Origin of the sequence: Pandoraea norimbergensis (assembly GCF_001465545.3) — a bacterium.
Classification (GTDB): Bacteria; Pseudomonadota; Gammaproteobacteria; order Burkholderiales; family Burkholderiaceae; genus Pandoraea; species Pandoraea norimbergensis.
The window spans coordinates 193,213-208,364 of sequence record NZ_CP013480.3; the positions used below are offsets into that span (position 1 = coordinate 193,213).

General features: G+C 64.2%; 11 protein-coding genes and 1 pseudogene. 8 read left to right on the forward strand and 4 right to left on the reverse strand.

All coding sequences use genetic code 11. The features are described 5' to 3' along the window. The first annotated feature begins 95 nt into the window (after positions 1–95). Positions 96–293 carry a YbdD/YjiX family protein gene (locus AT302_RS00780; RefSeq protein WP_058376773.1) on the forward strand — a complete coding sequence of 66 codons (198 nt, stop codon included), beginning with the start codon at positions 96–98 and terminating at the stop codon, positions 291–293. A gap of 7 nt (positions 294–300) precedes the next feature. Here AT302_RS00780 and hemN read toward each other — a convergent pair whose 3' ends face one another. Next, the gene (gene hemN, locus AT302_RS00785) at positions 301–1,947 is read right to left on the reverse strand and encodes an oxygen-independent coproporphyrinogen III oxidase (RefSeq protein WP_237172035.1); all 1,647 of its coding nucleotides are present in this window, start codon (positions 1,945–1,947) and stop codon (positions 301–303) included. A gap of 377 nt (positions 1,948–2,324) precedes the next feature. On the opposite strand from hemN, the gene AT302_RS00790 reads away from it, so the two are divergent. Next, positions 2,325–3,293: a LysR family transcriptional regulator gene (locus AT302_RS00790; protein ID WP_058380007.1), complete on the forward strand. Its 969-nt coding sequence runs from the start codon at positions 2,325–2,327 to the stop codon at positions 3,291–3,293. Positions 3,294–3,398: 105 nt separating this feature from the next. On the opposite strand, the gene AT302_RS00795 is transcribed toward AT302_RS00790, so the two are convergent. From AT302_RS00795 to dprA, 3 genes are all read right to left on the reverse strand, one after another. After that, positions 3,399–6,092, reverse strand: a complete 2,694-nt coding sequence (locus AT302_RS00795; protein ID WP_058376774.1) for a DNA topoisomerase III — start codon at positions 6,090–6,092, stop codon at positions 3,399–3,401. Between the two features lie 175 nt (positions 6,093–6,267). Next, positions 6,268–6,654 (reverse strand): thioredoxin family protein, encoded by a 387-nt coding sequence (locus tag AT302_RS00800; protein WP_058376775.1) that lies wholly within the window; start codon positions 6,652–6,654, stop codon positions 6,268–6,270. Between the two features lie 76 nt (positions 6,655–6,730). Next, on the reverse strand, positions 6,731–8,170 hold the full coding sequence (gene dprA / locus AT302_RS00805; RefSeq protein WP_237172036.1) for a DNA-processing protein DprA: 1,440 nt from the start codon (positions 8,168–8,170) through the stop codon (positions 6,731–6,733). Between the two features lie 131 nt (positions 8,171–8,301). Between dprA and def the strand changes: the two genes are divergently transcribed. The 6 genes and pseudogenes from def to AT302_RS00835 all read left to right on the forward strand — a co-directional run. Continuing rightward, positions 8,302–8,805, forward strand: a complete 504-nt coding sequence (def, locus tag AT302_RS00810; protein ID WP_058376777.1) for a peptide deformylase — start codon at positions 8,302–8,304, stop codon at positions 8,803–8,805. A gap of 255 nt (positions 8,806–9,060) precedes the next feature. Continuing rightward, a complete protein-coding gene (locus AT302_RS00815) occupies positions 9,061–10,884 on the forward strand; it encodes an ArnT family glycosyltransferase (protein WP_058376778.1) in 1,824 nt (607 codons plus the stop codon). A 70-nt stretch (positions 10,885–10,954) separates the two neighbouring features. Then, positions 10,955–11,938, forward strand: a complete 984-nt coding sequence (gene fmt, locus AT302_RS00820) for a methionyl-tRNA formyltransferase (protein WP_058376779.1) — start codon at positions 10,955–10,957, stop codon at positions 11,936–11,938. Between the two features lie 227 nt (positions 11,939–12,165). After that, positions 12,166–13,026, forward strand: coding sequence for a zinc metalloprotease HtpX (gene htpX, locus AT302_RS00825; protein ID WP_058376780.1), 861 nt, complete (start codon positions 12,166–12,168; stop codon positions 13,024–13,026). A gap of 216 nt (positions 13,027–13,242) precedes the next feature. Further along, positions 13,243–14,556, forward strand: coding sequence for a 16S rRNA (cytosine(967)-C(5))-methyltransferase RsmB (gene rsmB / locus AT302_RS00830; RefSeq protein WP_058376781.1), 1,314 nt, complete (start codon positions 13,243–13,245; stop codon positions 14,554–14,556). Next, positions 14,553–15,137, forward strand: a pseudogene (locus AT302_RS00835) (DUF4390 domain-containing protein); the annotation flags it as partial. The gene rsmB and the pseudogene AT302_RS00835, both read left to right, overlap by 4 nt. Positions 15,138–15,152 lie beyond the last annotated feature (15 nt).

The window sequence follows — 15,152 nt, forward strand, 5'->3', positions numbered from 1 at the left end:
CGCTGCTGAGATGGCTGACGGAATTAGTGACGGAATTAGAGACGGAATTAGTGACGGAACTACCGGCGGGATTACCCAAATGAGCAGGAGTCGCCATGTTTGAAGATGTCGGCAAGATGGGACGTTATCTCGGGCAGAGTCTGCGCCTGATGGTCGGGCTGCCCGATTACGGGACCTACGTGGCGCACATGCAGGCCACCCATCCGGACAAGCCGGTCATGGACTACGAGGCGTTCTTCCGCGAACGTCAGGAAGCACGCTACGGCGGCAAGAGCGGCGGGCGCTGCTGCTAGCATCGCCTCACATCACCTTTGCGCACCGCGAATTCGCCGCACTGCGCCGATAGCTGTCGAAAACCTGTGCGATGACGCGCACGAGTAACCGCCCGGCCGGTAGCACGCGCAAGCCGCGCGCATCGATGGCGACCAGACCGTCTTCGGCGAGGTCGGCCAACTCACCCAGCTCCGCAGCGAAGTACGCCACGAAGTCGATGTCGTGCGCCTGCTCGATCACCTCGAAGTTCAGCGACATATGGCACATCAGGCGCGAGATCACATCGCGCCGCAGCCGGTCGTCGTCAGTGAGCCGCACACCTCGCGTAATGGCCAATCCCCCCGCATCGATGGCCTCGTAGTACGTCTTGAGGGTCTTGGCGTTCTGCGCGTAGCTGTCGCCTACACGGCCGATGGACGACATGCCCACACCGATCAGATCGCAATCGGCGCGCGTGCTGTAGCCCTGAAAATTCCGATGCAACGTGCCCGCCGCCTGTGCGCGGGCGAGTTCGTCGTCGGGGCGTGCGAAGTGATCCATGCCGATGTAGACGTAACCCGCTGCGGTCAGCCGCGCGATGATCGTCTGTAACAACGCCACTTTTTCCGGACCGGCCGGCAGGTTGTCCGGCAGACAGCGCTGCATCTTGAACTGCTGCGGCAGATGCGCGTAGCTGAATACCGACAGCCGTTCAGGGGCCATCTCGATGACCGCATCAAGCGTCTTCGAGAACGACGCTGGCGTTTGATGCGGCAACCCGTAAATCAGATCGAAATTGACCGAACGAATCCCGCAATCGCGCGCGGCATCGAGCGTGGCTTCGACCAAGGCGCGCGGCTGCACGCGATGAATGGCCTGCTGCACGCGCGGATCGAAGTCCTGCACGCCAATCGACAGACGGTTGAAGCCGAGGGCGCGCAACGCGCGAATCGATGCTGGCCCGGCGCTGCGCGGGTCGATTTCGATGGAGTATTCCGCAGTGTCGTCCGGGGCCATCACGAACTGACGGCGGATGGTATCGACCAGCGACGCAATCTGTTCCAGCGAGAGAAACGTGGGGGTGCCGCCGCCCCAGTGCATCTGCGCGAGCGTACGCCCCGCGCCGAGCAGCGATGCCTGACGGGCAATCTCAGTGTGCAGGCGTGCCACATAGGCGTCGGCATGCGAGCGGTTGCCGGTGACGATCTTGGTGCAGGCGCAGTAAAAACACACGGTGTCGCAGAACGGCACGTGCACGTAGAGCGAAAGCGGTTTGCCGGAGCGCTTGGACTGCGCCGCCGCACGGGCGTAATCGCTCGTACCGAAGTCGTCGTGGAATTGCAGTGCGCTCGGGTACGAGGTGTAACGCGGCCCGTTGACGTCGTAGCGGCCGAGCAGGCGGGCGTCGACGCGCAGCGGGGGCGTCTTCGATGGGGGCGGCGCAATGATAGCGGAGGTGGCCGGTGCGATGTTCGAAGAAGCGTCCGAGCCACGCGAAGCGCAGGAGGGACACGTCCCCTGACATTTGCGTTCGGTGGCGGGGGCAGGGGCGTCCTCGGCGCGTGGCGTCGACAGGGTGGGGTGGGGTTGCATGACGAAGCCTGAAACGAGAGTGATGCCCCACTCTAGCCACGCGATGCCGGTCGAGCCGTGACCTGCGTCAAACCGTGCGCTCAAGCCCTGAAGTTGCGACATTTGGTCGCATTCAGCGCTTTTACAGGGCAAAACGGGGTCGGATGCGGGGCAAATGCGCGATGCCGGGCGCGCCTGTCATGCTCACGCATGCACGCGCCGCATGGCAGAACTGCACCGGAATCATTGCCACGTCGGGCAAATTTCGGCTGCCTACGGTAAGCTAGCGCCTTATCGAAGTCCCCCGCCGCGTCGACGGCCCTGGCGGCACGTACGCGGCCCACCCCGGAAGGTTCCGGGGCGGCGGGCCGACCGGTGCCCCGACGACCCGCAACTACCCATCGGAAACGGTTGTGGGTAGCGGCAGGTTCGCCCCCATGCTCGCAGGTGCGCAACGCATCTTCGCCGGAACGACGCGGCACATCACGATTGGAAACAACATGGACCGTCTGCAATCGATGCGCGTTTTCGTCAAGGTGGCCGATAACGGGAGTTTTGCCCGTACGGCCGCTCAGATGGATCTGTCCGCCGCCGTGGTCACACGTCACGTCGCAGAACTGGAGTCGCATCTCGGCGTTCGCCTGCTCAACCGCACCACGCGCAGTCTCTCGCTCACCGGTGCCGGGCAAGTGTATCTCGAGCGCTGCCGGCAGATCATCGACGAAGTCGACGAGGCCGATGCCCTGATCTCAAGCGCTTCACGCGATCCGAAGGGCACCCTGAAGGTCGTTGCCCCCGTGTCGTTCGGTTTGCGCAACCTCGCGCCGCTCATCAAGAAGTATCAGGAAATGCACCCGAAGGTCGTGGTTGACCTCACGCTCACCGATCGTGCGATCGATCTGGTCGAAGAAGGCTACGACTGCGGCATTCTGCTGACCCGCATGATCAACAGCGAAAGCCTGATCTCGCGGGTGCTCGCCGAGACGCGCGTGATGCTGTGCGCTTCGCCGGCCTACATTGCCGAGCACGGTGAGCCGGTGACGCCGCAGGAACTGAGCGAGCACGGCGTGCTGGGGCTGCCCAACGACTTCTGGAGCGATGACCGCGTGTTTTCGGGCCCGGAAGGCGAAGTGCGCGTGCGTGTGCAGAACAAGTTCATCTGCAACAACACGGCGCTGTTGCGTCAGTCGGTGCTGCTCGGGCACGGCATTGCGTTCCTGCCGTCGTATCTGGTGGGTAACGATGTCCGCGACGGCGATCTCGTCGCGCTGCTGCGCAACTTTACGCAAACGCCGATCGATGTCTCGCTCGTCTACCCGAGCCGCAAGTATCTGTCGGCCAAGACGCGTGGCTTCATCGACCTGACGGTCGAGTACTTCCGTCAGAACGAGGGCATCTCGGCCGCCGAGCGCTGGGTGCCGCCCAAGCTGCCGTCGCCGACCACGCCGAACGCCGAAATTCCGGTATGACAGTCTGAGCGAGCGCTACCGCGCCCCAAAAGCAAAACGGCCACTCCCGTGAGGAAGTGGCCGTTTTTCATTGACCGTGACAGTCAATACGCGACAGACAGTCGATCAGAACGGCGCATCGTCGTCGTCAAAGGCATCGCCAGCCGCGGCCTTGGTCGGCTTGGCTGCCGTTTTCGCCGCCGCCTTCTTTGCCGGGGCCTTCTTGGCAGCAACCTTCTTCGCCGGGGCCTTGGCAGCGGCGGTCTTGCGTGCCGGTGCGGCCGCTTTCTCGTCACCACCCTCATCGCCTTCGGCATCCGCCGCCTTGGCGGCCGTCTTCTTCGGCGCCTTGGCCTCGAATTCAAAGCCGATCTTGCCGTCCTTCTGCTGGGCCAGATACGCCTTGAAGTTGCGGCCCGTGCGCGACGACTTGAAGTTCGTCAGCAGGTCGGTTTTGCCTTCGGTCAGCAGCTTGTGAATCTGCTCGCGCGAGATTTCCTGCTGCAAGATCACCTTGCCCGACGTGAAGTCGCACGACTTCGGGTTGGCCACGGCGTTTTCACACACATAACGCATGCCGTGCTCGAAGACGCGACCGCCGCACTTCGGGCACTTGCCGACCGGCTCTTGACCAGTGAAGTCCGGGGCTTCCCCGTCTTCGTCGCCGTTGTCCTGACCGAAATCGAACTCCAGCTTGTAGCCCATTTCGTCGTCGGGCGAGAGCTTGAGAATGGCCGAGAACGGACGGCCCATCTTGCTGCGGAAACCCGACAGCGGCCCGATCGTCTTGTTCTTGAGCAGCTCTTCGACTTCCGGAATTTCGAACTGACGTCCGCCCGGGATCTTCGAGATCGAGAAGCTGCAATTCGAACAGGCGAAACGACGGTAGTTCTCTTTGACCACGCCGCCGCAATGCGGGCAGGGCGTGCTGAGCGTCGCGTAGTCGCCGGGAATCGTGTCCGAATCGTATTCCTTCGCGCGCTTGACGATGGTCTGCGTCATCTGCGCGATTTCCTGCATGAACTCGTCACGCTTCAGGCCGCCGCGCTCGATCTGCGAGAGCTTGGCTTCCCATTCGCCGGTGAGTTCGGGCAGCGTCAGTTCGTCCACGCCGAGCCCGCGCAGGAGCGTCGTCAGTTGGAACGCCTTGGCCGTCGGATGCAACTCACGGCCTTCGCGGATCAGATACTTTTCGCCGAGCAAGCCTTCGATGATGGCCGCACGCGTGGCTGGTGTGCCGAGCCCCTTGCCAGCCATGGCCTCGCGCAGTTCGCCGTCTTCGACGAGCTTGCCAGCGCCTTCCATCGCCGAGAGCAACGTGGCTTCGCTGTAGCGCGCCGGCGGCTTAGTTTGCAAGCCAACGGATTCGACCTTGTCGACACCGACCTTCTCGTCCTTCGCGATCGGCACAAGGGTCGGGGCGTCTTCCTTGCCGTCCTTGCCTTCACCGGCGGATTCTTTGCCGTAGATGGCGAGCCAGCCGGCTTGCGTGAGCACCTTGCCTTCAGTCTTGAAGTGATGGCCGACCACTTCCGTGATCCGCGTCGTCACCTGATACTCGGCGGCGGGGAAGAACACCGCCAGGAAGCGCTTGACCACGAGGTCGTACAGCTTCTGCTCCGGCTCGGACAGGTTCTTCGGCGCTTGCAGCGTCGGGATGATGGCAAAGTGATCGCTGATCTTGCTGTTATCGAAGATCCGCTTGTTCGGCTTGACCCAGTCCTTGGCCAACACCTGATTGGCGAACTGGTGATAGTTGTTGCTCTCCTTGAGCACGGCCATCGTCTCTTTGACGGTGTCCAGATAGTCTTCAGGGAGGGCGCGCGCGTCGGTACGCGGGTACGTCAGCACCTTGTGCTTTTCATACAGCGCCTGCGCCAGACCGAGCGTGTTCTTGGCCGAGAAGCCGAACCGGCCGTTGGCCTCACGCTGCAAGCTCGTCAGGTCGAACAACAGCGGCGAGAGCTGCGTGGTCGGCTTCGACTCTTCCGTCACCGTGCCATGCTTGCCGCGCGTGGCCGCCACGACCGATTCGGCCGCCGCCACACTCCACAGACGCGAGTCGCGCTGCTCGGGATCGAACTCGTTGCGCTTGAACTTCGGATCGAACCAGCGGCCTTCGTAGAACCCGGCCGCACAGACGAACTCGGCCCGCACTTCCCAATAGTCGCGCGAGACGAACTTGCGAATCTTTTCTTCCCGCTCGACCACGATCGAGAGCGTCGGCGTCTGCACGCGGCCCACGGTCGTCAGGAAGAAGCCGCCGCCCTTGCTGTTGAAGGCGGTCATGGCACGCGTGCCATTGATACCCACGAGCCAGTCGGCTTCGGCACGGCTGCGGGCGGCATCCGCCAGCGGCAGCATGTCTTCGTCGGTACGCAGGCGCTTGAAGCCATCGCGAATCGACTGCGGCGTCATCGATTGCAGCCACAGACGCTTTACCGGCTGCTTCGCCTTCGCGTGCTGGGCAATCAGACGAAAAATCAGTTCCCCTTCGCGCCCCGCGTCACAGGCGTTGATCAGCAGGTCGATGTCCTTGCGCTTGATCAGCTTGGTGAGCACCTTCAGGCGCGACTCGCTCTTGGCGATCGGCTTGAGGTCAAAGTGGGGGGGAATCACGGGAAGGTTGGCGAAGCTCCACTTGCCGCGTTTGACTTCATAGTCTTCCGGCGCGCCGATTTCGACGAGGTGGCCAACCGCCGACGAGATGACGTAATCGTCGTTCTCGAAGTACTCGTCATGCTTGGTAAAGCCGCCCAGCGCCCGCGCGATGTCATTCGCGACGGACGGTTTCTCGGCAATGATCAGAGCTTTTGACATGACGTTAGGTAATGTAGAGGGGGTGTCGCCAAGCGACATTCGTTGGCTTTATAACATATAGCGAATCCGGCGTTGCCGTCGGATCGGGCACAAGGCGGCCCCGAAAGCGGCACATCATAAGCGCGTCGCAGGCCGGCGGCAAGGTCGCAGGTACCCGGAGCGGGGCACCGGGGCGTCAGCCGAGCAGGTGGGCACGCAGCGCGGGTGCTGCCACACGGGTGTCGCCCAGCACACCGGCGTCGAGCATGCGCTCGAGAATGCCGATCGCAGGCAGCAGGGGCCCGAAAAACCGTGCCTCTTCACCGGTTTGGTGGGCGTCCTGCACGAGCAGGGTCGGAAAATTCTCGATGTCGTGGTCGTCCAGCCAGTCGGCGTGCGTCTCGATATCCACCCAGACGAAACACAGTTGCGGATGGCTGGCCGCCAGTTGTTCCAACGCCTCGCGGTACTCGCGACAGGTGCCGCACCACGCCGCACACAGGCAGGCCACCAGACGCGTCTGGCCGTCGGCCAGTGCCGTGGCAAGCGCGGAACGATCGGCGACAGGGTCGAGAACAGGCATGGTATCGGGGTGTCGGGGGTATCTGGGTTTTTGGGGGTGGTCGCGCCGGCCGGTCGAGTCGGTCGGCTCGACATCGTCACGCGGGTGCCTGCGGCGTCAGACGGACAAAACAGGCGCCCGGCGCGCGTGCAATCCAGCCGTCGAGTTCGAGCACGCTCAGTTGCTGGAGGACCGTGACGATGTTCAGCCCGGTGCGCGCACAAAGCGTGTCGGCGCTCGACGGATCATAACCCAGCGCTTCGAGAATCGCTGCGGCAGGCGGGGCTAGTCCGGTGGGTCGGCGTATGGCGGGGCCTGCCTGTTGGGGCCGTCGGGGCGATCCGGTCGACTCGGTCGATCTATTCGATCTATTCGGTCTGTTCGGTCGTGCAGGCGTCCGGGGTGTCGCTGGAATGGGCTTGGCCGTTGTGGTTGTCGGCGGAACCCTCCGGCCATAGACCGGCGGCGAGGCTGCCGTGTTCCCCGGCAGGCCAAGCGCCTCAAGCACGTCGTCCGGCGAGGTGACGAGTGTGGCGCCGTCGCGAATCAGCGCGTGGCAACCCGCGCTTTGCTGTGCATGGATCGAACCGGGCACGGCGAGGACGTCGCGCCCCAGCTCGCCCGCCAGACGCGCCGTGATGAGCGATCCCGACTTCGTTGCGGCTTCGACGACCAGCGTGCACCGGGCAAGTGCCGCGATCAGCCGGTTGCGTTGCGGGAAATGCGCGGGCCGGGGTGGCGTGCCGACAGGAAACGGCGAGATAACGAGGCCGTTGGCGCTAGAACCGCCAATACGTTCGGCCAGCGCCCGGTTGCGAGCGGGGTAGACGCTGTCCGGTCCGGTGCCGATGACCGCGCAGGTCCCGCCGGGCGTGTCCAGTGCGCCTTCATGGGCTGCCGCGTCGATGCCCGCCGCGAGCCCGGAAATGATGGTGACGCCCGCCTCACCCAACTCCCGCGCGAAGCGTCTCGCGTTCTCCCGGCCCTGCGGCGAGGCAAGGCGGCTGCCGACAATGGCCACTGCCGCTGACCCGGCGCGGTTCGCCAGCGTGGCGTCACCGCAGCAATAGAGCATGGGCGGGGCATCGCCAAGGTCGAACAACGCGCGCGGATAGTCCGCCTCGGCCAGCGTCAGCACGGTGCAGCCCGGCCGCGCGGCCCAGTCGAGGGTGCGGTCGATCAGCTCGCGCAGCACCGCAGAGGGGCGTGCCTGCAGCCGCACCGTGATCTCGTGTGGCACCACGCGGGCGAGCTCATCGGGTGTCGCACGAAAGATCGCATCAGGCAGCCCGAACGCCGCCAGCAGACGCCGCACGGCAGCGGGCGGCACCTGTGGCGTGGCGCAGAGCCGCAGCCATGCCTTGATATCTTCCGTGCCGGCCCCGATCTGTGAAGCGTCGATGGCGGCACCTCCCGCCTCGTTCGCGTTGACGGAGGCGTCAGTGGCCGCAATTTCGCGCCGAGGCCCGTCTGACACGGGAAGTGCGGCGCCGCCCGCCAGCGGCGAGAGGGGCGCTGTGCTAAAATTTTTCATCATCCGGTAAGCATTGACCGGGGGGCCAAGGCTGGCGAAGCCTGCGGCGCGTACGTCGCGACGTGTTTTCGCCATCGCTCGATTGTGAGTTGGCGTGAACCCCGATGGCAATGCGGCGATATCCCGTTTTCACCATGGCACTCCTGAATATTCTTCAATACCCCGATCCGCGTCTGCACAAAGTGGCCAAACCTGTGGCCGAAGTGGACGACCGCATCCGTCAACTCGTCAAAGACATGGCCGAGACCATGTATGACGCCCCCGGCATCGGTCTCGCGGCCACGCAGATCGACGTGCACGAGCAAGTCATCGTGATGGATCTGTCCGAAACGCGTGACGAGTTGCGGGTGTTCATCAACCCGCAGATCGTGTGGCGCAGCGACGAGCAGAAAGTCTACGAAGAGGGCTGCCTGTCGGTGCCCGGCATCTATGACGAAGTCGAGCGTGCCGACCGCGTTCGCGTGCGCGCCCTCGACGAGAAAGGCGAGAAGTTCGAGCTCGATGCCGATGGCCTGCTTGCCGTGTGCATTCAGCACGAGATGGATCACCTCAAGGGCCGGGTGTTCGTCGAATACCTCTCGCCGCTCAAGCGCAACCGCATCAAGCAGAAGATGAAAAAGCAGGTCGAGCGCGCGTAATTGGCTTCAAGCCGCATCCAACCGCATCAAGCGAACGCCCGCCGAGCACCAAGCGAGTGCCAGGCAGCACCCAGCGGGATATTGGCGTCTGAAGGGGATTTCACCCCGTCAGACGCTCGCCGCCTGAGATGGCGCACGCAGTAAAGTCATCTATACTTGCAGCGAATTTTTGCGCCAGCCTTGGCGCGAAACCCTGCTGCGACGGGACGTCAACGGGACGTTTACCGTCGGGCCCAACCCGATCGGTTTTCCCGGATGTCCATCGTTAATGCTTCGTCGGCGGCTTCGTCGGCATCGTCGGCCTCATCGATTTCAACATCGTCCCGTCGCCGCAAGATCTATTGGCTGAGCGCCGCACTCCTCTTCGCTTTCCTGCTTGCAGGATTGTTCGACCGTGATCCCTGGAAGGCCGACGAGCCGTATTCGGTTGGCATGGTGCTCAACTTCTTCCGTGGCCACGATCTGATCGTGCCGCGTGTGGGCGCCGATCCGTTTGTCGAAAAGCCCCCCGTCATGTATTGGACCGGTGCGATCTTCGCGCGCCTCACGTCTGCCGTGCTACCTGTGTTTCAAGGCGCCCAACTGGCCGTGTTGGCGTGGCTTCTGATTGCCGTGTTCTGCGTGGCCCGACTCGCGCAGCGTTTGCACGCGCCGATGTCGACATCCAATACCGGCACTGCCAACCAATTCAACTGGCTCGCACCCATGCTGATGGTGGGCAGCTTCGGGGCCATCGAAAACATCCACAAGCTCACCGCCGACGTGCCGCAAATGGCCGGTGCTGCACTGGCACTGTTCGCGCTCGCACGTTTGGCCAGACCGACGGCCTCGTCGTGGCGTTGGGGCCTGCTGCTCGGCACCGGCGCGGGCATCGCCTTCCTCAGTAAAGGCCTGTTGGTGCCCGGCGTGCTCGGCCTCACCGCGTTGGCTGCGTTCGCGTTGCCGGCCTACCGCACGCGTCGTTATGCCGCTGCGCTCGGTTGGGCCGTGCTGGCGGCGCTACCTTGGGTGGTCATCTGGCCGGCGCTGTTCTGGCGTGCCTCCGAGCCGCTCTTCATCGAATGGTTCTGGGACAACAACTTCGGCCGCTTCTTCGGCTTCGTCCATCTGGGTGGCGAGCGCAAGTCGTATTGGAGCGACTTCCGGAGCCTGCTGGCATTGACCTTCCCGGCAGGCTGGCTCGCCGTGGGGGCGCTGGTTGCGCAACTGCGTGGCTGTAATGAAGGCAGCGTTGGAAGCGGTGCTGAAAGCCGCGGCGCTGGACGTGGCGGCCTGCGCCGCTTCGTCACCGAGCGCCCCGAACTGGCCATGCTGTGGCTGTATGTCGTGCTGTTCGTGCTCACGCTCGTGACGTCGTCGGCCATTCGCGACATCTACATGCTGTCGATCTTCCCGGCGCTCGGCGTGCTCGGAGCGGGTGTGCGCTTGCCGAACTGGCTCGAAAGGACGTGGTCGATCGTCGCGCTGGTATTGATGAGCGTGCTGGGCGTGTTCCTCTGGGTGCGCTGGGGGCTGCAACTCGGCGGCCACGGTCATGTGGCCGCAGGCCCGATCGGCAAATGGCTGCCGCTCGACTACGTGCTGCCGTTCTCGCCCGGGCTGGTGCTGGGCGCGGTGATCATCGCCGCCCTGTGGGTGGCGGCCATCGTCTACCGCCGTCAGCTCGGCGCACTCGTGTTCGGCTTCGCCGGATTGATGTTCGTGTGGGGCACGCTCTCGACGCTGTTGCTGCCGTGGATCAACGAGGCGCGCAGCTACCGCACGCCGTTCGTTGCGATGATGACGACGTTCGTCGACGCGGGTGGAACACTCAACGGCAACTGTGTCGGCTCGTTCAACGTGGGGGAATCGGAGCGCGCGATGCTCGATTACTTCGTCGCTATCCGCCCGGTGCAACTGCCGAGTCTGGCGCAGGCGTCCGAGTGTCGGGTACTGTTGGTGCTCGACAAGGCGGCCGCGCGGATCGACGCCCCCGCCGGGTGGCGCGAAATCTGGCAGGGCGGCCGGGCCGGCGACACCAATGAGCGTTTCCGCCTGCTGGTCGCGCCCGGCGTTACCCTGACGCCATTGCGTCAATAAAGCGCTGCCACGGCGCTACGCCAACCCACGCCCCCCAAGTCCTCAAGCAGTAGGCAGGAGAACATTCGTCATGACGCTTCGTATCGTATTCGCCGGCACGCCGGAATTTGCACAAACCGCGCTGGCCGCCATCGATGCGGCGGGTTTTCCTGTCGAGCTGGTGCTCACGCAACCTGATCGACCGGCAGGGCGAGGTATGAAGTTGCAAGCGAGCCCGGTCAAACGCTACGCCGAAGCGCACGGCATGCCGGTCGCACAGCCGCCGTCGCTGCGCCGTAACGGCAAGTACCCGGAAGCGGCGATTGCTGCCATCGACCAACTGCGCGCGCTGGCGCCCGACGTGATGGTGGTGGCGGCTTACGGCCTGATCCTGCCGCAGGAAGTGCTCGATCTGCCGCGCTACGGCTGCCTGAACATTCACGGGTCGTTGCTGCCACGCTGGCGCGGTGCAGCCCCCATTCACCGCGCGATCGAAGCGGGCGATGCCGAGACGGGCATCACCATCATGCAGATGGACGCGGGTCTGGACACCGGCGCCATGATCTTGCGCGAAGCCGAACCCATCGGCCCCGAGGACACCACGGCCACGTTGCACGACCGCATGGCGGCGCTGGGCGGCAAGCTGATCGTAGACGCACTGCGCCAACTCGCGCGTGACGGTAAATTGCCGGCCGAGCCTCAGCCCGACGCCGGCGTGACCTATGCTGAGAAGATAGCCAAGCAGGAAGCGGCGCTCGACTGGCGCCGTCCGGCGCAAGCGCTGGCACGTCAAGTGAGGGCGTTCGATCCGTTCCCCGGTGCGCTGGGCACCCTGCGCGGCACGGCCGTGAAGCTCTGGCGTGCGAATGCCGTCGACGGCAAGGCCGGTGCGGCGCCCGGTACCGTGCTCGAAGTGAGCGCTGACGCCGTGGTCATCGCCTGCGGCGAAGGCGCGCTGAGCGTGACCGAATGCCAGAAGCCGGGCGGCAAGCGACTTCCGGTGCGCGAGTTTCTCGCAGGGTTTGCCATCGCGCCGGGTGACACATTCGACGCCGTGCCGGGCAGCGATGCCTGACCTCGACGCCTGACATCGGCAAGTCAATTGCGGGTTTTATTCTTCAAAATTCGATAAACGACCCGCAAACATCGGTGAAAGCGTCGGCAAGCAGCGGTAACCGCACGGAAATGGCGCGCAATTTGCTTGCGGACATTGAATTTTCGATGAGTTGCCTCATCTAACGCCCGAGGACACGCGAAGTGCGTGCAATCCTCAGGTCACCCAGATTTGCAGAGGAGAACACCATGTTCAATTGGATGAAGACCACCCTGCTGATGGCGGCCATCACCGCGTTGTTCATGGTGGTGGGCGGCATGATCGGCGGCAAGCAGGGCATGATGCTCGCGCTGGCAGTTGCGCTCGCGATGAATTTCTTTTCGTACTGGTTCTCGGACAAGATGGTGCTGCGCATGTACAACGCGCAGCAAGTCGACGAGACCAGCGCACCGCAGTTCTACAACATGGTGCGCGAGTTGTCGCAACGCGCCGGGTTGCCGATGCCGAAGGTGTATCTGATCAATGAAGATGCGCCCAACGCGTTCGCGACCGGCCGCAATCCGGAAAATGCGGCCGTGGCGGCGACCACGGGCATTCTGCGGGTGCTCTCCGACCGGGAACTGCGCGGCGTGATGGCGCACGAACTGGCCCACGTGAAGCACCGCGATATTCTGATTTCGACCATCTCGGCCACCATGGCCGGTGCGATCTCGGCGCTGGCCAACTTCGCCATGTTCTTCGGTGGACGCGACCAGAATGGCCGTCCGAGCAATCCGATTGCGAGCATTGCGGTGGCGATTCTCGCGCCGTTGGCCGCCTCCCTGATCCAGATGGCCATTTCGCGGGCGCGTGAATTCGAGGCCGACCGTGGCGGTGCCGAGATTTCGGGCGATCCGCAGGCATTGGCGGCGGCGCTCGACAAGATTCATCGCTTTGCGCAGGGCATTCCGTTCGAGGCCGCCGAGCAGCATCCGGCCACGGCGCAGATGATGATCATGAACCCGCTCTCGGGCGGTGCGATCGCCAATCTGTTCTCGACGCACCCGGCCACTGAAGAGCGTATTGCACGCTTGATGGAGATGGCACGCACCGGACAATATCCGGTCTGAGCCCGGGGTCAGATCAGCGTCAGATCGGGGCGCACCGGTACGAGAACCAACGCCAACCATCGCGAACCCCGTGAGTGAGGACTGACCGCGCATGGCCCGACGGTGTCCTGCGGGTCACCGTCCGTTGGCTGTCAGTCTGCTATCCTGTCGCCCGACAGCCGTCCGATAGCCCCATATGCCCGCCGTCGCGCGGGCATATTTGTTTGTAGAAAGCCCATGCCGCAAGCCACTCTGCCCACCGAATCTCTGGCGTACGCGCTGCAACGTGCCGCGCAAACCCTCGAATCTGTCCAGAAGGGCATGGCGTTGCCGCAGGCACTCGCACAGGCGACCGCACAGTGTGCCCCGGGCACCCGCGCCGCCACACAGGATCTGGCTTACCGCACCGTGCGCCGTCTCGGCAGCAGCCGCGCCTTGCTGGCGGTGCTGGTCAAGCCCGCGATGCAGGCGCGAGTGCGCGACATCCTGCTGTGCGCACTCGCGCTGCTGCAAGACCCTGTGGAAGACGCTGCGTACACCGAATTTACTGTGGTCGATCAGGCCGTCGAAGCCATTGCCGCGCAACGCCGCACCGCTGCCGCGAAGGGGCTGGCCAATGCCGTGCTGCGCCGCTTCCTGCGCGAGCGCGAGGCGTTGCTGGCCCAGATCGCCAAACAGCCCGAAGCCCGTTGGAACTACCCCACGTGGTGGATCAACACCGTGCGCGACGCGTATCCCGACCAATGGGAGACGTTGCTCACCGCTGGCGACAGCCGGGGCCCGATGACCCTGCGTGTGAATACGCGACGCGTGAGCGTGGCGGCCATGCAGGAGAGTCTGTCGCTCGCCGGTATGGCGTCCGAAGTGATTGGCCCGGTCGCCCTGCGCCTCGCGCAAGCGGTGCCGGTGGACCGGCTGCCGGGCTTTGCCGAAGGCTGGGTGTCGATTCAGGACGCGGGGGCCCAACTGGCTGCCCCGCTCGTGCTCGGTGAGAATCCGCAGGCCGGCATGCGAGTGCTCGATGCGTGCGCAGCGCCGGGCGGCAAGACCGGTCATCTGCTGGAACTCGCCGACGTGCAGGTCACGGCGCTGGAGTCGGACCGCACCCGCGTGCCGCGCATTTACGAAAACCTGGAGCGCCTCGGGTTGTCGGCCGACGTGCGCATCGGCGACGCGGGCAATCCGGCCAAGTGGTCGGGTGGTGGCTGGGACGGCGTCCCGTTCGACCGCATTCTGGCCGACGTGCCGTGCTCGGCGGCGGGTATCGTGCGCCGGCATCCGGACATTCGCTGGTTGCGCCGTGCCGACGACATCCCGGCGCTGGTGGCCGAGCAGCAGCGCATCTTGCTGTCGCTGTGGGAAACGCTGGCCATCGGTGGCGAGCTGGTCTACGTCACCTGCTCGATCTTCCCATCGGAAAACGAACAGCAGGCGCAATGGTTTGAACGGGTTCGCACAGATGCGGTACGATTGGACGCTCCCGGGCAATTGCTGATGACCCCTGGCGGCGCCCATGACGGCTTCTATTACGCTCGCTTCCAGAAACGGTGACTTTCTCCCAACGGCTACTGGCCTGCCTGCTGCCGCTGCTGTGCGTTGTTACGCTCGGCTTTGCGGGACCCGCACGTGCCGACAACGAAATTCAGGTGCGCGAAGCCCGGCTCGAATCCTCCGAGGGTGGGTGGACGCTTGACGCGCGCTTCGCGTTCGAACTCAACAGTAGCCTGGAAGACGCGGTCAATCGCGGTATCTCCCTCTACTTCACGACCGACTTCGAACTCACCCGCTCGCGCTGGTACTGGTTCGACGAGAAGGTCGTCACCAACTCGCAGAGTGTGCGGCTGTGGTTCCAGCCGCTGACGCGCCAGTATCGCGTCTCAAGCAACAACGGCAACAGCAGCAACAGCGGCCTGCAACTCGGCTTCAGTTCGTTGCGTGAGGCGATGGCGCTGGTGCGCAACGTGAGTGGCTGGCGCGTCATCGAGAAAGGCGTGGTCAAGCCCGGCACGCAATATCAGGCGTCGGTGCGCATGCGGCTCGACAATGCCCTGATGCCCAAGCCGTTCCAGATCGATGCGGTGAACAATCGTGACTGGAACCTGAGCTCAGACTGGGCGCGCTTCCTTTTCTCGCCACCCCAACCGCCT